Genomic DNA, 15,664 nt, shown 5'->3' on the forward strand with positions numbered 1-15,664 from the left:
GCACCCCCGACATCCTGCTCCCAAAGCAGGCGCGCTACCAGACTGCGCTATATCCCGACAAGAGATATGAAGAAACAATGGGGTGAACGATGGGACTCGAACCCACGACAACCGGAATCACAATCCGGGGCTCTACCAACTGAGCTACGCTCACCACAAAACTCCAGAAGGAGTGGTCGGGATAGAGGGATTCGAACCCCCGACATCCTGCTCCCAAAGCAGGCGCGCTACCAGACTGCGCTATATCCCGACAAGAGATATGAAGAAACAATGGGGTGAACGATGGGGCTCGAACCCACGACAACCGGAATCACAATCCGGGGCTCTACCAACTGAGCTACGCTCACCACAAAAACTCTGGAGAATGGTCGGGATAGAGGGATTCGAACCCCCGACATCCTGCTCCCAAAGCAGGCGCGCTACCAGACTGCGCTATATCCCGACAACTACAAAACAAGCAAACTGGGGTGAACGATGGGACTCGAACCCACGACAACCGGAATCACAATCCGGGGCTCTACCAACTGAGCTACGCTCACCAGCAAAAAACTATAAATGGCGCGCCCAGCAGGACTCGAACCTGCAACCTACGGCTTAGAAGGCCGTTGCTCTATCCAGTTGAGCTATAGGCGCCCACAAAGTTCGGATGGTCGGGATAGAGGGATTCGAACCCCCGACATCCTGCTCCCAAAGCAGGCGCGCTACCAGACTGCGCTATATCCCGAAAATCTTTGCTTGTTAACCGACTCCCAGAGAAGCCGTCTCAACATGGCGACGCATTCTATACACACACTAAAACATAGTCAACACTATTTTATATATTTTTTTAATTTTTTCATTTAGATACAACACCTTATCATAGAATATTCCCCGAAACGCTTCATCGTGCGACAATATACCCCCAAAATTGTAACCATTTACGACTGAACTATCGGCAGGAGCAACCCAGAACGATGAGCGCCAATATTATTGATGGCAAACAGATCGCTGAAAACGTACGCAACAATGTGGCATCCGCAGTAGAAAAGCGCAAAGCCGAAGGTTTACGGGTTCCCGGACTGGCAGTGGTGCTTGTCGGAAATGATCCGGCTTCTGAAGTATATGTTCGCAATAAGAAGATGGATTGCGAGAAAGCAGGCTTCCGCTCTTTTTCATATGACCTGAAAGCAGATACCACTCAGGAACAGCTTCTGAAACTGGTCGATGAACTGAATGAGAAACCGGAAGTGGATGGCATTCTTGTTCAGCTGCCTTTACCTGAGCATCTGGATGCCAATCTGATTCTGGAACGCATCAAGCCTCATAAAGATGTTGATGGTTTCCATCCATATAATCTGGGCCGCCTTGCACAACGCCTGCCTGCGTTACGCCCCTGCACTCCCAAAGGCATCATTACTCTGCTGGAAAGCACAGGAGAAAAAATCCGGGGTATGAATGCAACTATTGTTGGTGCTTCTAACATCGTTGGCCGCCCAATGGCAATGGAACTTTTACTGGCTGGATGCACCGTCACCGTTACGCACAGATTCACCCAGGATCTTCCGGGTACTCTTGCTAATGCTGATATTGTGGTTGTTGCTGTAGGTAAGCCGGGCTTAGTGAAAGGAGAATGGATTAAAGAAGGAGCCATTGTCATTGATGTAGGCATTAACCGCCTGGAAAATGGCAAGCTGGTTGGCGACGTAGACTATGATATTGCAGCAGAGCGTGCCGGATGGATTACCCCTGTACCAGGAGGCGTAGGCCCTATGACCCGAGCAGCTCTGCTTGAAAATACCCTGCAAGCAGCTGAAAACCATGATATTTCTTTAAACCAGGGCTAAAAGCCCGAAAACACAGTACAAAACGTTACATTATTCATTAACCTGACAGCTTAAGCTTCATTCAGACCAGCCGTTAACTGATACTGCAGATCTGCAAAAACAGGAGAATGACGATGGACGTATCAAGCGCTGCCAATAGTGCGGCCAGACAAGACCCTTTACTGGGAGTTCAGATTAAGCTGTTCAAGTCCGCACAGGACAATGCGCAAAGTACTATGGAAACCCTTCTGGGTTCAATTAATACTGTGCAGCCAGCTCAATCCGTCGAACCACACCTGGGTAACAAAATAGATACCCGTGCCTGATTGGCAACTGCACCGACTGTGGGGAGGCCTCCCCACAGTCTCTGCTACGGCCTGACAACTTTCCACTGTCCATCAATAATTTCAAGCATCATAAATGATAACGAGCTGAGACCTAAATGGTCAGAGCTATTCATATTCACCAGACCTGCAGTACCGACGTAGTTTGCCGTACGCTCCAGCGCATCCCGAATCCGGACGCGTCTGGTTGTACCTGTATTTTCCAGAGCCCTTATCGTTAACATCAATGCATCATAAGCATAACCACCGAATGCCGATGGTCTCTCAAGAAAAACTTCCTGATAACGGTTAATGTAACTGAGCAGAATATCTTTTTGCTCATCACCGTCAGGTAATTGCTCAGCGATCAGTATCGCCGGTGCAGGAAAACGAACCCTGTCTGCAGCCCGGCCCGCAAGCTCAATATAACGCTCCGATGCCACACCGTGAGACTGATAAAGAGGCAGCCCAATACCTGCATCCCTGAAGGCTTTCGTCACAATTACAGCCCCTCTCCCCGAATCAAAATTAACTACAGCATCAAGATCTGTTCTATTCCGCAACTGACTCAGTTTATGCCCAAGCTCTTCAGCACCAGCCTGATAAACAATCTCTTCGGCAAGTTCGAGCCCGTATTTCTCCAGTACACTTCTCGATTGAATTCGACCGGAGCGCCCAAAGCCTCCTGAGCTATAAATCAGAGCAACACGCCTTAAACCTCGTTGACTGATATCATAGAAAATCTTTTCTGCTGCATTCCGGTCAGTATGAGGCGTCTTAAACACCCACTTCTTTACCGGCTCTGTAATCGCTACAGAAGCCGCCAGGGAGATATATGGTATTTTTGCCCTCTCAACCAAAGGAATAACCGCCAGAGAGCTACCTGAGGTACTTCCCCCGATCAACAAGTGAACCTGATCGGTTTCTATCAACTGTATAACTTTCTCCCTGGCAATCAATGCTTTGCCTTCTGTATCGTAAGCAATCAGTTTCAGCGGCCTGCCAATCACTCCCCCGGCACGATTAATTTCATCCACATATAACTGAAGCGTATTCATTGCAGGCTGCCCCAGAAACGCAGCTTCGCCTGTCAAGGCAAGGAATACACCGATCTTAACAGGCCCGGTATCCTTTGCTTCATCTCCGGGCCAGATATCTCCGGCCACACAAACACTGCTTCCTCCCCACAAGACAGATAACACACCCAATATCAGGCGAATCCATTTCATTACCACACTCCAGAAAACATCAGCACAAGATATGCACAGTACCGAATACAAAAATGATAAAAATTAGCGATAAGTCGAAACAAGCGCGGAATATAAGATTTTTATTTAATCAATCTCAAACAAGAAATATTACTAATTTAAAAGCATCGATAAAACACCTGATAAAGACCAGAAAAATTTAATAGTTATAAGGACGTAACTTCACAGACTGAAAACAGCCATCACTTTGAATCTATAAACTGTGGAATAACAATCCTGCTTGTTAGCACAACAGACTAGACTTACAATCGAAGAATAATCATTCTTATACAACAAATGATACAAAAAACAGAGCCATGCCAGAAAATCGTGCCGTACAACAGTTAACAGAAGAGTTTTGCCAGCAACGACCTATTCGTGCAGGCTCACTGATCATCACAGTATATGGAGACTCCATTGCACCACGCGGAGGAACAGTCTGGCTGGGCAGTCTGATCAATATTCTTGAACCCCTGGGTCTCAACCAACGCCTGATCAGGACCTCTGTTTTCCGACTCGCCAAAGAAGAGTGGCTGACATCAGAGCAAGTAGGCCGCCGTAGTTACTACAGCCTGACAGGCTCAGGACGCAGGCGCTTTGAAAAAGCATTTAAGCGGGTTTACGCACCTGTACTGCCTGACTGGGATGGTCGTTGGTGCATTGTACTGGCCAACCAGATTGACCAGGATTTGCGTAAGCCTGTTAAAGAAGAGCTGGGCTGGCTGGGTTTTGGCAATATTTCCCCCGGAGTTTTTGCTCATCCAATGGCAGATATGGCAGAACTGCGCACCACTCTGAAAGATATCAACGCTCTGGATGATGCCATTATTTTTGAAACCACCCAACAGGAACTGGTCAGCAGTCGCCCCTTACGTTTGCTGGTTAAAGATTGCTGGAATCTTGATGAGTTATCTGAAAGCTATCGTCTGTTTCTGAATAAATTCCGCCCTATCTGGAATGAACTCAAAAATGAGGATTATCTGGATCCAGAAGACTGCTTTCTGGTGCGAACACTTCTGATTCATGAGTACCGGCGGGTTCTGTTACGAGACCCTCAGCTTCCTGAAGAACTGCTACCCAGTGACTGGGAAGGCACTGCTGCCCGCTTACTTTGCAGAAACCTCTATCGGTTAGTGACCAGCAATACCGAACAACATTTATCTGTCTGCCTTGAAACAGCAGAAGGCCCTCTGCCTGATGCTTCACCATCATTCTACAAACGGTTTGGCGGTCTTTAACTCTGCCGACTCAGGGAGAAGCTATGTCTCTGACAATTGCAATTATCGGTAGCGGCCCCAGCGGCTTCTACCTGGCTGAAATTCTATCCAGAAAACTACCTGAGAGCTGGATTGACATTATTGAGCGCCTGCCAGTTCCTTATGGACTGGTAAGAGCCGGTGTTGCACCAGATCATATCGGCACAAAAAATACAATACGTCAGTTCGAGCGCACCCTGAATAACGAACGTATTCGTTTTATTGGTAATCTGGAGCTAGGAAAAGACCTGAGCTATGAGGAGCTGAAAAGCAACTATGACAGAGTTATTCTGGCAACAGGTGCCTATAAAGACAGGAAGCTGAACATCCCGGGAACAGATTGTGAAGGAATATTTGGTTCAGCTCAGTTCACAGGTTGGTATAACGGTCATCCGGATCATGCCGGTTTATCTCCGGAACTCAGCGGCCGCACAGCAGTGATCATCGGGAACGGCAATGTCGCACTTGATATTGCCAGAATATTGGCCAAAACGGAGCAAGAATTAATCGAAGCAGATATTCCAGCCCATGCCAGAAATACTTTGACCCACACCCATTTCAGTGACATCTGGATAGTCGGGCGCCGAGGGCCTGCCGAAGCCAGCTTTACTCCTTACGAACTGGAAGAGCTGGGACAACTTCATCAGTGCACACCACTCACCAATGATGACATTCCGGACACACCGTCGGAAAATACTGATCCCAGAGAAGCACGCAGCAAACAAAAAAATCTGGAAGTATTGCAAAGTTTTGCAACCAATAAAGCAGATAAACCCGTCAGACTGCATTTCCTGTTTAATCATACACCAGTTCGTGTGATTTCTGCTCAGGGCAGAATTAATGAACTTGAATTTCAGTCGACAGATCAATCTGAAGACGGCGAAAACCTCAGACTTCCGACAGACATTCTGATCACCGCTATTGGCTATCACAGCGAAATGATTCCTGGCATCCCATGGGATACAGAGAAAAATACTATAAAAAATCAGGATGGCTATGTTGAGCCCGGAGTATATACCTCGGGCTGGTGTAAACGAGGCCCCAACGGTGTCATACCCGCGAATAAGGCTGATGCACTGTCAGTGGCTAAACGCTTACTGGCAGATCTGGAAGAACAAGCAGTCACTGACAGCAGACCGGGACCTGAAGCTCTGGACAAACTGATTAAGGAACGAGGTATACCAATCATCAGCAAAGCAGACTGGTTCAGGATAGATCAGGAAGAAATAGCCCGAGCCGATTCAACCAGACCAAGAGAGAAGTTTATCTCTCTGGATGAAATACACTCTTTTTTACAATCAGTTAGCTGAACAATCCCTTATCTGTAAAACTGATGTTTGTCATGATTCAGGATCATTGCGACAAACATCGGCTTTTAAGTATTATCCGCCAGATCAGGATATTCATTTCCCGAACCCTATACTGTTTATCTCTCTGCGGAACAAGATATGCCTTTAACTACCAGAAACGAACGCCAGCTACTACACACCAGAACAGTCACCTGTCGGGCATGGTCAAGACATGACGGACTATGGGATATTGAAGGCCATATGACAGATATAAAAACAACGGATGTCGCTAACCAGGACAGAGGCGGGGTTATTCAGGCAGGAGAACCCATCCATGAAATGTGGCTGCGCATCACCATAGATCTTGATATGACCATTCATGATGCTGAAGCCAGTACTGACTATGCGCCATTCAATCTGTGCCAGAATATCACTTCAGCTTATAAAAAACTGATAGGACTAAAAATAGGCCCCGGATGGAACAAAAAAGTTAAAACACTGCTTGGACAAAGCAAAGGATGCACCCATCACACAGAATTATTAGGCCCTATGGCAACGACAGCATTTCAGGCCCTGTATCAGAAACTGAAAGCCAGAGAAGAAAAAAATGATAGCCCTCCGAGAATTATGAATACCTGCCATGCCCTGGCCAGCCATAGCCCTGTAGCCAAACGTCTATGGCCTGATCATGCAGACAAAGAAGATAAATCCTCTCAGGCCTCATAATATTATAACCCCCCGGATCAAAAATGCTTTGCAAAATAACTCGCAACGCTCTGCCTGCAGGCCGGGACATATCAATATTTTTATCTGGATCCGGCTGTCTGCACAATAATAAAATCAGCCAGTAAAGAATAATTAAAAACAACAACTCGGAACGACGTTATGGCAAATGGCATTATTATCAGCGCTCAGCGCAATATTGATCAGGCCGGAGACATCAGTGCCAGCCTGAATATTCTGGAACAGGCCAGAGAGGCTGGCTTAAAACAGGCCAGCCTGAGTATAGATCCCCTGAGCACCGACTGGAACAGCCCTCTGGAAGAAGGACATTTCAGGAGCGGCTGTGGACCAATTGAGGCTCTGGCTGTTGCGAACCGTATGATCAGTCAGTCTGAAGCCGATGTTGTCGCTATCCGGGGGCGTGATTACCTGAAATCAGAATACAGCCGCGAAGAACGTCATCAGCTTATGACTATCTATGAAGATGATATCAGCATCCCGGAAGCTTATACCCAGCTCACACGCCACTTCTGCAGATTGCAGGGACTGTCAGAACAAGAGTTTATAAATCTGAGAGATCAGATTTTTCAGAACCTGAGCAGAACCGCTGAACAACAGGGCATCAGTCTGCCGGATCAACGCTGGTTCACCCCTTTAACAGATCTGTTCAGGGGCGTGGATTGCGCAAATCCGGGCATTGATTTTGATGGCATCCTGATTGTTGCCCACCCTGATATTGTAAACAGTCTGGAAACCAGTATGCCCCCTGTCAAAGTCTGCGGCACAGGTATAGGTATCGCTGATCAGGATGGTCCTCACTATACACAAACCCTGGCGGAATACCACGCACTGGAAAAAGCACTGCATTATGCCAGTATTCAATCTGGTATCGATTTATGCCAGAGCATCAGGTCCCCGGAAGTATTACTGGATGCCTATACCTGTTACCCCGTAGTACCACTGGCCCTATTGATAATTTCCGGAGCAGCCACGACCCCTGAAGCCATTTCAGAGTTTCTGGCAACCAGACCTCTTACCCAGACAGGAGGCATGAACCTGGCTCGCGCACCATGGAACAATCCGGCCCTGAACGGTTTGATAGCCATGTGCGAAGCTTTACAGCAAGCGCCAGGTCAGACAGGTATCGTACATGGCAATGGCGGCCTGGGATACAAGCAGGGTCTGGCGGTGCTTTCTTCAAACGTCTGATACTTTTTATCATTATATTCCTATCGCCAGATACCGGTATCAGTTTTTAAACTGATACCGGTATCTGCCCGAATATTTCTGCCCCGTTACCATCTCTTCAGGCCTGTACAATATGAGCCCATGATTGCATCCATGCTACAGAGCAAGCCTTTAATCTGAACTTACAATCGGACATAAATACATTACCTGCCAGCAATAAAAAAACCCTGTTGAAACAAAGGTTAAAGGAGTAGTCTACAAAGTGTAAAACCATACAGGGAATAGTGAATTGCATTACATTAAATCACCCTCTGGTCGCCGAAAAAGAAATCGTCTGCTGTTTATCCTGATATCAGCAGCTCTATCAGGCATAGTTGCCATTTTAAGCTGGATAGGTACAGATGCCGCTCTTCATGCTACATCCGGTCAGAAATTCTGCGGTAGCTGTCATAGCATGAAGCCGATGCAGGCCTCTTTTCTGCAAGATATTCATGGTGGGAACTCTCCCACAGGTATACAGGCACTATGTACTGATTGCCATCTGCCACAGGATAACTATGCGACATACCTGTATGTCAAAGCCCGGAATGGGGCCTGGGATGTTCTGAAAGAATATGTTCTCGGAGCAGAAGACGTCGACTGGCACCAGAAACTGAATCATGCCAATGATTATGTTTATGACTCAGGTTGCCTGAAATGCCACAACAATCTTGAACAAGGTTCTGAACGCATAAATAAGCAGTACGTCGCTCACAAACCTTACTTCCAGGAAACCACCCAGAAGAGCTGCATAGACTGCCATAGCGTGGGACATAAAAACCTGGCCTCCTATCTGCCGATAAGAAGCGTCACTCAGAATAATTAATAAATATAACAACTCGACCGACCCAACCGGATGATTAGCCGGAAAAGGAGTTAACTATGAACCATCACACACAGCAGATACCGGGTAATCTGATACCAGATAAACCGCTCTCTCGTATCCTGTACTATTTTCTTCTGTTACTGTTTTTTATCCTGGTGAGTTTAAGTGCACAGGCAGAAGATAACTCGTCTCAGGTAAGTACAGATATGAGCCAGGTTAAAACAATCAGCTTTAAACGAGGCCTCAGCGAAACGGATAAAGCCTGTGTCAGCTGCCATCAGAAAGTTCAGCCTGGTATTGTCAGTGACTGGAAAGACAGCCGACATAGTCATGTCAGTGTCGGCTGTAATGACTGTCACCAGGCTGACAAAAACCAGCCGGATGCCAGACTGCATAACAAGGGTGAACTGAAAAATGTTTATATCACCCCTCTGGTGTCTCCTGCCGTCTGTGGACGCTGCCATAGCCAGGAACAGGAGCAGTTTAATCAGAGCGGTCATTTCCGGTCCTATCGCCAGATTATCCCAAAAGACAGTCTTCATGCCTTAGTCAAAGTACATGAAGGCAGAAATAACAAAGAACTGGGCAATGCTCCGGATGAGACAGGTTGTATGCAATGTCACGGCACTAAAATTCGCCTTGATAAAGAGGGCAAACCCTCTCCTGAAACCTGGCCAAATATGGGAATGGGCAATATCTATCCAGATGGCTCAACCGGCAATTGCGCAGCCTGTCATACACGACATAAGTTTTCTATTGCAGAAGCCCGCAAACCTGCCGCCTGTGCATCCTGCCACCTGGGGCCGGATCATCCGGATATAGAGGTATATAACAACAGTAAACACGGCCATATTTTCAATGCTGATGGCAATAACTGGAAGTGGGATTCTCCACCAGATGGCTGGGAGCCTGGTGATTATCGAGCACCAACCTGCGCCACTTGCCATATGAGCGGTATTGGCGAGCTGAATACCACTCACAACATTAATGAACGCCTGTACTGGAACCTGTGGGCCAAAGTATCCAAAGTGCGTAACTCAGATGATGTGATGAGTCCTCTGCTGGGTAATGGTCCTGAAGGCAGAAAGAAAATGGAACAGGTCTGCAGCTCCTGTCACAGTACCACTCATACGAAGGGCTTCTTTAAACAGGGTGATAAAGCCGTAAAACTGTACAACGTCGAGTACTATGCACCTGCAAAAGCGATGCTGGATGAACTGAAATCCAAAGGCCTGCTGAAGGATAATCCGTGGATAGATGAATTCCAGATTACTTTCTACCATTTATGGCACCATGAAGGCCGTCGGGCCCGTCATGGAGCAATGATGGGAGCACCGGACTACGCCCACTGGCACGGTTTCTTCGAACTGCAACAGGATCTGTACAAACTGAAAGCCATTCATCAGAAACGCCTGGAAACAGGAAAAATTGAAGATTGAGTGATACCAGATCTGAATTGAAATAAATCTGACTGCCTCCTTTTATCAGGGGGCAGTCTTTTTCTTCCCCCCTGAACTCCAAACCTTCAATTACACTTCAAAGTACCAGCACTCAAACGCCTGAATACAGGCTGCCATCATATCCCCAGGACTTTCACCAGAACAGGCAATACAAATGCACTGACCATTCCCGTCATCCCCATCGCCAGGCCAGCAAAAGCACCAGCAACAGAGCTGATGGTAAAGCACTGCGCTGTTCCAAAGCCATGAGCTGCCAGTCCCATAGTAAACCCTTGTACACTATGATCTCTGATACGCAACAACCGGAAAAGCACAGGCCCGATGACACAACCGATGGCTCCGGTGACCAGCACCAGTCCAGCTGTCAGTGACGGAAAGCCACCAATTTTTTCTGCAATTCCCATAGCAATTGGTGAAGTAACCGATTTAGGAGTTAAAGATAATACTGTTTCCCGGCTGCCCCCCATCAGCAATACAATTCCGATAGTGGATAAAGCCGCTGTCAGAATACCGGAAAAACAAGCAATGATAATGGGCCAGAACATCAACCGGACTCTATCGAGATGATCGAATAACGGCACCGCCAATGCAACCGTCGCAGGTCCCAGCAAGAAATGAATAAACTGAGCGCCTTCAAAGTATTGCTCATAAGATGTTTCTACCAGCGTCAGGAACGCCACAATCAAAGCGATTGCCACAATGACCGGATGCAGAAAAGCACTTCCTCCCGCCAGTCGGTTAATACGAGTTGCAATCAGAAAGCCAGTGATTGTAATCACAATACTCAGAATAGGGCTGGCTGACAGGTAAACCCAGATATTAACAATATCATTCATCGTTCTCTTGTCCTTCAGCCCTTCTGATCTTTTTCAATGGCATCGGGAGCCATTCGATTAAGAATAAATCCTGTCACTAACAAAGTCAGAGCCGTACTCAGCACCAGGGCTGTTAAAATGGTCAGACCATCAGCAGCAATCAATTGAAAATGAACCATTAACCCTACACCAGCAGGAACAAACAATAATGCCAGATAGGACAGCAGCCCTTCACTGGCTTGTCGAATGCTGTCAGGTACACCACCATTGATCATCAGAGCAATCAGAAGTATGGCCATACCAACCACAGGTCCGGGGAAGGGTAGATCCAGATAACGAACAATAAGCTCACCCACCAGTTGGCAGATCAGAAGCACCAGAAAACCGTATAGCATAACACTCTCAATGATATAAATTTTTGCAGATGTTGGAGTATGGACACCTGCTCTGGCAAGGGGAATTAGAGAAAAGTAACAAAGGTCCGACCAGTTTCTGTCTGTAAAGGAACTGATTCAGCCAGCTGAGACAGCCCGCCAGTTGTCATCAAGCGGTTATCTTCTCTTAACAATTCCGTCATTCCAGCCTGACATAGTGATACGCAGCTGATTAACACCGACCTGACATTACCAAAGTGAGGATCAAGCTATGCGACACACTCGTTATCCCGGTCACTTCTCTGGATTTACCTGTGAATGCTGCTTCAGAAAATTTCCCCGCTCTGAATTTTATCTGCCATCTGAACGCACTTATCTGAAATACTGTCGCAGTTGTACATCAAGCCAGCAAAAGAAAAGCAGAAACCTGAAAGCGGCCTGATCCTGTGATCAATTCCTCTGTGCCTGGAAGACCTCCACAGAATTGTAGGGTATTATTACCCGCAAAACTGGGGACGGAAATGTAAGGTATGCCAGCATACTGTCAGCCTGACAAGGCCCTGCCCCGCTTTATCCGAAGTCACAACAACGCAGACGAATTATGATCATCAAACCAAAAATTCGCGGTTTTATTTGTACAACAACCCATCCCACAGGATGTGAAGCCAATGTGCGGGAACAGATCGCCTACACCAAAGCGCAAGGCCCAATTAAAAACGGACCAAAACGTGTATTGGTGATTGGTGCATCCAGCGGCTATGGTTTATCTTCACGTATTGCGGCGGCTTTTGGCTCTGGCGCTTCAACACTTGGCGTTTTCTTTGAAAAACCGGGTACAGAGAAAAAGACCGGAACAGCCGGTTGGTATAATGCTGCTGCGTTTGAAAAAGCGGCACAAGAAGAAGGTCTTTATGCTAAAAGTATCAATGGCGATGCTTTCTCCCATGAAGCCCGCTCACGTGTTATTGATATCATCAAAGAGGACCTGGGATCTGTTGACATGGTTGTATACTCTCTGGCATCCCCAGTGCGTAAACTGCCTGACAGCGGTGAGGTAATTCGCTCCAGCCTGAAACCCATTGGCCAGCCTTATAAATCCACAGCTATCGATACGAATAAAAACGTCATTATTGATGCTGAAATAGAACCTGCTACCGAGCAGGAAATTGCAGATACAGTGACCGTTATGGGTGGCGAGGACTGGGAGCTGTGGGTTAATGCCCTATCTGATGCCGGTGTACTGGCTGACGGTTGCCGTACAGTGGCCTACTCCTATATTGGTAGTGATATCACCTGGCCAATTTACTGGCACGGCGCCCTGGGTAAAGCTAAAGAAGATCTGGACAGAGCCTCTTCAGCACTGAACGAAAAACTGTCCGCTAACGGCGGTGGTGCTAATGTTGCCGTACTGAAATCGGTTGTAACTCAGGCCAGCTCCGCTATTCCTGTTATGCCTCTGTATCTGGCAATGGTCTTCCGCATTATGCGTGAAAAAGGTTTACATGAAGGCTGTATGGAACAGATTCATCGTATGTTCAGCACCCAGCTATATAAGGATGATCTGAGTGCTCCGGATACAGATGACTCTAACCGTCTGCGTCTGGATGACTGGGAGCTGAAAGAAGAAGTACAAAATGCCTGTCGCGAGTTATGGCCACAAGTTACAACAGAAAACCTGTTTGATGTGACGGACTATCAGCTATACAAGGATGAGTTCCTGAAGCTGTTTGGCTTCGGTATTGATGGTGTTGATTACGATGCCGATGTCAACCCACTGGTTGATTTCCAGCCAGACGAGCTGTAAGCATCATAAAGAAATGAAATAAAAGGCCTCATATCAGAGGTCTTTTTTATGCCTGAAAAAATATTATCAGCTATAGTTCTGAATAACAGGCATAAAAAAAGCCAGCAAAAATGCTGGCTTTTCGAATCTGGCTCCCCGAGCAGGACTCGAACCTGCGACCAATAGATTAACAGTCTACTGCTCTACCAACTGAGCTATCAGGGATCTCTGTAAGAGATGAAACGAATTATACAGCTATCCAATTGATACGCAAGCATTTTTTATAAAGTTTCAATGGGGCCGCTAATAAGCATTGAACCAGAGATACGGATACAACAGCTGATGACCTCAATGGCTAAAAGACCAGATATACCATCAATATGCTTTGCCCGTATTCCGGTGTGTGACCGGAACTATAATGTACTGGCTTATGAACTGGTTTCTGACCTTCAGACCAGTACTTCCGGGAATCTGCCCGAAATGATTGCTTATGCTCTGACCGACCCTGCAATCAGCGACCTGCTTAACCAGCGCCCGGCACTTATTCTGTCTGAGGAGAAAATGCTGGCACAGCTCAGCAGCCAGATGAATTTCCCCCTGGAGCAATTCTGGCTGATCTGTAGCAGCGATCAGATTAATCAAATTCCTCCTGCTCTGGTAAAAAACCTGAAAAAACGCGGGGCACGTTTTGGCTTACACCTTAATTCAGATAGGATGCCAGATATAGACAAGGAGCTTCGGACCCTGATTGGTATTCTGCGTGCGCCGGGAGAATACTTCTTATCCGGGTCACTTGAAGTCCATATTGAAACTCACTGGATGACTATCGCCACGGATGTTGATAGCAAAAGTCTTTTCGAACAGTTAAACATAACCGGAGTGAATAGCATTCAGGGCGCTTATTTGCCTCATCCGGAAGAATCCATAATCAAACGATTTCCTAGTAATAAATTGATTGCACTGGAAATTCTTAATCAGCTCAGTGATATCAATGTCCCATTAGAAGATCTTGAAAAACTTATTATTCAGGACTTACAGCTCTACTATAAACTGTTAAGATTTATCAATTCTGCGTATTATAGTTTTAATCGTAAAATCAACAGCATTAAGGAAGCTCTTATCTATCTCGGACTGAACGCTTTGCGTAGTCTGACGTTGGTCATCGCTCTTTCAGAAACCTGTACTCAGTCACCAGACCTGTTTTATCTGGCTCTGACCAGAGCAAGAATGAGTGAATTACTGGCTGAAGCCAGAGGGTGGCCCAATGCATCTATTTTCTTTAATGCAGGCTTAATCTCTTTGTTGGATATTCTTCTTGATATACCAATGGGAGTGATTCTATCGGAACTGCCTTTGAACACGGCAATCAAAAATGCCGTGCTACATTATGAAGGCAGAACCGGTGCAGCATTGCAGTGCGCGATGTATTATGAAAATGTAGACTGGCAAAAAATTGAGGATAGCCAGTTTGAAAAGGATCTGGCACATTCGGCTTACCTGGAAGCAAGTCGATGGGCAACCGCGTTACAGCAAAGCTTAATGGCAATAGCGGATTCACAGGAGTGTTGAAGATATGAGTAAGCTTCTTCACAGCGTCAACCAGAGAACACAGTTAGCCGGTGAAAACCGTCTTGAGTTACTGCTGTTCCGCCTTGAAGATAAACAGCTCTACGGCATCAATGTATTTAAAGTTAAGAAAATCATCACCTGTCCGGCATTAACAGAAATGCCGGGGCGTCATCCTATTGCCCTTGGCGTTGCCAATACAATGGATGGCCCTCTGCCAATTCTTGATCTGAAACTGGCCGTAGGCCACGGTAATTCAGAAAATATCCGTGGTAAGAGTGTCATTGTTGCGGAATATAACCGTAAAATGCAGGGTTTTCTGGTTGATAAAGTTGAACATATTATCAATCTGGAGTGGAGTGATATTCATCCACCACCAAAGGGAGTGGGTAATGAGCATTATCTGACAGCAATATCTAAACATCAGGATGAAATCATTGAGATCATTGATGTTGAAAAAATCATTGCTGAAATTATGCCATTTAATGAGCAGATGGATGAACCAATGTCTCAGGCTCTGGATACTGCTCTGAAAGAAAAATCAGAGTCCCCGGAAGCCACAGAGGAAAGCAAACAAGCCAGTAAACAGGTTATTGTAGTCGATGACTCTGTCGTTGCCCGCAACCAGATTAAACGCTGTATGGAAACAGCGGGGTTCACCTGTACTCTTTTGAAAAACGGGCTGGAAGCTTACCAGTTTCTTGAAAACCTCACTATGTCCGGCAAGAAGCCAACGGATGACTTCCTGCTGATGATTTCAGATATTGAGATGCCTGAAATGGATGGCTACACATTAACCAGACGGGTCAAAGAAAATCCGGATATGCAGGGCTTGTATATCATTCTGCACACCTCGTTAAGTGGTGTATTTAACAAAGCTATGGTTGAGAAGGTCGGTGCAGACGATTTCCTGCCTAAGTTCGACGCTAATGAACTGGCTAATGCGGTACTGGAAAGGCTGAATGCATAAAGC

Annotated in this window: 14 protein-coding genes and 9 tRNA genes (1 of these 23 running past the window's edge); 11 read left to right on the forward strand and 12 right to left on the reverse strand. The window is 46.5% G+C overall.

The features are described 5' to 3' along the window. From H4O21_RS25425 to H4O21_RS05030, 8 genes are all read right to left on the reverse strand, one after another. Nucleotides 1–57, reverse strand: a tRNA-Pro gene (locus H4O21_RS25425) (it extends 120 nt beyond the left edge of the window). Nucleotides 58–78: 21 nt separating this feature from the next. Further along, nucleotides 79–154: transfer RNA gene (locus tag H4O21_RS05000), tRNA-His, on the reverse strand. A 19-nt stretch (nt 155–173) separates the two neighbouring features. Next, nucleotides 174–250: transfer RNA gene (locus H4O21_RS05005), tRNA-Pro, on the reverse strand. A gap of 21 nt (nt 251–271) precedes the next feature. Then, nucleotides 272–347, reverse strand: a tRNA-His gene (locus H4O21_RS05010). 18 nt (nt 348–365) lie between these two features. Next, nucleotides 366–442 (reverse strand) — tRNA-Pro (locus H4O21_RS05015). Between the two features lie 21 nt (nt 443–463). Continuing rightward, nucleotides 464–539: transfer RNA gene (locus tag H4O21_RS05020), tRNA-His, on the reverse strand. Between the two features lie 17 nt (nt 540–556). After that, nucleotides 557–633: transfer RNA gene (locus H4O21_RS05025), tRNA-Arg, on the reverse strand. A 14-nt stretch (nt 634–647) separates the two neighbouring features. Then, a tRNA-Pro gene (locus H4O21_RS05030) sits at nt 648–724 on the reverse strand. Between the two features lie 229 nt (nt 725–953). Here H4O21_RS05030 and folD point away from each other — a divergent pair. Together folD and H4O21_RS05040 are read left to right on the forward strand one after the other, a co-directional pair. Next, nucleotides 954–1,823, forward strand: coding sequence for a bifunctional methylenetetrahydrofolate dehydrogenase/methenyltetrahydrofolate cyclohydrolase FolD (gene folD / locus H4O21_RS05035; protein WP_182807751.1), 870 nt, complete (start codon nt 954–956; stop codon nt 1,821–1,823). A gap of 113 nt (nt 1,824–1,936) precedes the next feature. Beyond that, entirely contained in the window at nt 1,937–2,128 is a 192-nt protein-coding gene (locus tag H4O21_RS05040; protein ID WP_182807752.1) for a putative motility protein, read from the forward strand. 44 nt (nt 2,129–2,172) lie between these two features. On the opposite strand, the gene H4O21_RS05045 is transcribed toward H4O21_RS05040, so the two are convergent. Beyond that, the gene (locus tag H4O21_RS05045; protein WP_182807753.1) at nt 2,173–3,354 is read right to left on the reverse strand and encodes an ABC transporter substrate-binding protein; all 1,182 of its coding nucleotides are present in this window, start codon (nt 3,352–3,354) and stop codon (nt 2,173–2,175) included. A gap of 335 nt (nt 3,355–3,689) precedes the next feature. Here H4O21_RS05045 and paaX point away from each other — a divergent pair, with 335 nt between their 5' ends. The 6 genes from paaX (at nt 3,690) to H4O21_RS05075 (ending at nt 10,132) form a co-directional block, all read left to right on the forward strand. Continuing rightward, a complete protein-coding gene (paaX, locus tag H4O21_RS05050; RefSeq protein ID WP_182807754.1) occupies nt 3,690–4,610 on the forward strand; it encodes a phenylacetic acid degradation operon negative regulatory protein PaaX in 921 nt (306 codons plus the stop codon). Nucleotides 4,611–4,633: 23 nt separating this feature from the next. Continuing rightward, on the forward strand, nt 4,634–5,938 hold the full coding sequence (locus H4O21_RS05055; RefSeq protein WP_182807755.1) for an FAD-dependent oxidoreductase: 1,305 nt from the start codon (nt 4,634–4,636) through the stop codon (nt 5,936–5,938). Between the two features lie 138 nt (nt 5,939–6,076). After that, nucleotides 6,077–6,643: a DUF2889 domain-containing protein gene (locus tag H4O21_RS05060; protein ID WP_182807756.1), complete on the forward strand. Its 567-nt coding sequence runs from the start codon at nt 6,077–6,079 to the stop codon at nt 6,641–6,643. Nucleotides 6,644–6,802: 159 nt separating this feature from the next. After that, nucleotides 6,803–7,849, forward strand: coding sequence for a hypothetical protein (locus tag H4O21_RS05065; RefSeq protein WP_182807757.1), 1,047 nt, complete (start codon nt 6,803–6,805; stop codon nt 7,847–7,849). A gap of 268 nt (nt 7,850–8,117) precedes the next feature. Further along, nucleotides 8,118–8,693, forward strand: a complete 576-nt coding sequence (locus H4O21_RS05070; RefSeq protein ID WP_255487136.1) for a cytochrome c3 family protein — start codon at nt 8,118–8,120, stop codon at nt 8,691–8,693. Between the two features lie 56 nt (nt 8,694–8,749). Continuing rightward, a complete protein-coding gene (locus tag H4O21_RS05075; RefSeq protein WP_182807758.1) occupies nt 8,750–10,132 on the forward strand; it encodes a multiheme c-type cytochrome in 1,383 nt (460 codons plus the stop codon). A 137-nt stretch (nt 10,133–10,269) separates the two neighbouring features. Here the strand turns inward: H4O21_RS05075 and H4O21_RS05080 are convergent, their stop codons facing one another. Together H4O21_RS05080 and H4O21_RS05085 are read right to left on the reverse strand one after the other, a co-directional pair. Then, nucleotides 10,270–10,989, reverse strand: a complete 720-nt coding sequence (locus H4O21_RS05080) for an LrgB family protein (RefSeq protein ID WP_182807759.1) — start codon at nt 10,987–10,989, stop codon at nt 10,270–10,272. Between the two features lie 14 nt (nt 10,990–11,003). Further along, entirely contained in the window at nt 11,004–11,363 is a 360-nt protein-coding gene (locus tag H4O21_RS05085; RefSeq protein WP_182807760.1) for a CidA/LrgA family protein, read from the reverse strand. A 580-nt stretch (nt 11,364–11,943) separates the two neighbouring features. Between H4O21_RS05085 and fabV the strand changes: the two genes are divergently transcribed. After that, nucleotides 11,944–13,146 (forward strand): enoyl-ACP reductase FabV, encoded by a 1,203-nt coding sequence (fabV, locus tag H4O21_RS05090; RefSeq protein ID WP_182807761.1) that lies wholly within the window; start codon nt 11,944–11,946, stop codon nt 13,144–13,146. A gap of 128 nt (nt 13,147–13,274) precedes the next feature. On the opposite strand, the gene H4O21_RS05095 is transcribed toward fabV, so the two are convergent. Further along, nucleotides 13,275–13,350 (reverse strand) — tRNA-Asn (locus H4O21_RS05095). A gap of 126 nt (nt 13,351–13,476) precedes the next feature. Between H4O21_RS05095 and H4O21_RS05100 the strand changes: the two genes are divergently transcribed. Next, nucleotides 13,477–14,694, forward strand: a complete 1,218-nt coding sequence (locus H4O21_RS05100; protein WP_182807762.1) for an EAL and HDOD domain-containing protein — start codon at nt 13,477–13,479, stop codon at nt 14,692–14,694. 4 nt (nt 14,695–14,698) lie between these two features. Beyond that, on the forward strand, nt 14,699–15,661 hold the full coding sequence (locus tag H4O21_RS05105; protein WP_182807763.1) for a chemotaxis protein CheV: 963 nt from the start codon (nt 14,699–14,701) through the stop codon (nt 15,659–15,661). Nucleotides 15,662–15,664: the final 3 nt, after the last annotated feature.

The sequence above is a fragment of the Oceanospirillum sediminis genome (assembly GCF_014164585.1).
GTDB lineage: Bacteria > Pseudomonadota > Gammaproteobacteria > Pseudomonadales > Halomonadaceae > Oceanospirillum > Oceanospirillum sediminis.

Bases quoted from the DNA above. Each gene is read 5' to 3' on its own strand.
- folD (WP_182807751.1), top strand. From the start codon at position 954: ATGAGCGCCAATATTATTGATGGCAAACAGATCGCTGAAAACGTACGC.
- H4O21_RS05040 (WP_182807752.1), top strand. From the start codon at position 1,937: ATGGACGTATCAAGCGCTGCCAATAGTGCGGCCAGACAAGACCCTTTA.
- H4O21_RS05045 (WP_182807753.1), bottom strand. From the start codon at position 3,354: ATGAAATGGATTCGCCTGATATTGGGTGTGTTATCTGTCTTGTGGGGA.
- paaX (WP_182807754.1), top strand. From the start codon at position 3,690: ATGCCAGAAAATCGTGCCGTACAACAGTTAACAGAAGAGTTTTGCCAG.
- H4O21_RS05055 (WP_182807755.1), top strand. From the start codon at position 4,634: ATGTCTCTGACAATTGCAATTATCGGTAGCGGCCCCAGCGGCTTCTAC.
- H4O21_RS05060 (WP_182807756.1), top strand. From the start codon at position 6,077: ATGCCTTTAACTACCAGAAACGAACGCCAGCTACTACACACCAGAACA.
- H4O21_RS05065 (WP_182807757.1), top strand. From the start codon at position 6,803: ATGGCAAATGGCATTATTATCAGCGCTCAGCGCAATATTGATCAGGCC.
- H4O21_RS05075 (WP_182807758.1), top strand. From the start codon at position 8,750: ATGAACCATCACACACAGCAGATACCGGGTAATCTGATACCAGATAAA.
- H4O21_RS05080 (WP_182807759.1), bottom strand. From the start codon at position 10,989: ATGAATGATATTGTTAATATCTGGGTTTACCTGTCAGCCAGCCCTATT.
- H4O21_RS05085 (WP_182807760.1), bottom strand. From the start codon at position 11,363: ATGCTATACGGTTTTCTGGTGCTTCTGATCTGCCAACTGGTGGGTGAG.
- fabV (WP_182807761.1), top strand. From the start codon at position 11,944: ATGATCATCAAACCAAAAATTCGCGGTTTTATTTGTACAACAACCCAT.
- H4O21_RS05100 (WP_182807762.1), top strand. From the start codon at position 13,477: ATGGCTAAAAGACCAGATATACCATCAATATGCTTTGCCCGTATTCCG.
- H4O21_RS05105 (WP_182807763.1), top strand. From the start codon at position 14,699: ATGAGTAAGCTTCTTCACAGCGTCAACCAGAGAACACAGTTAGCCGGT.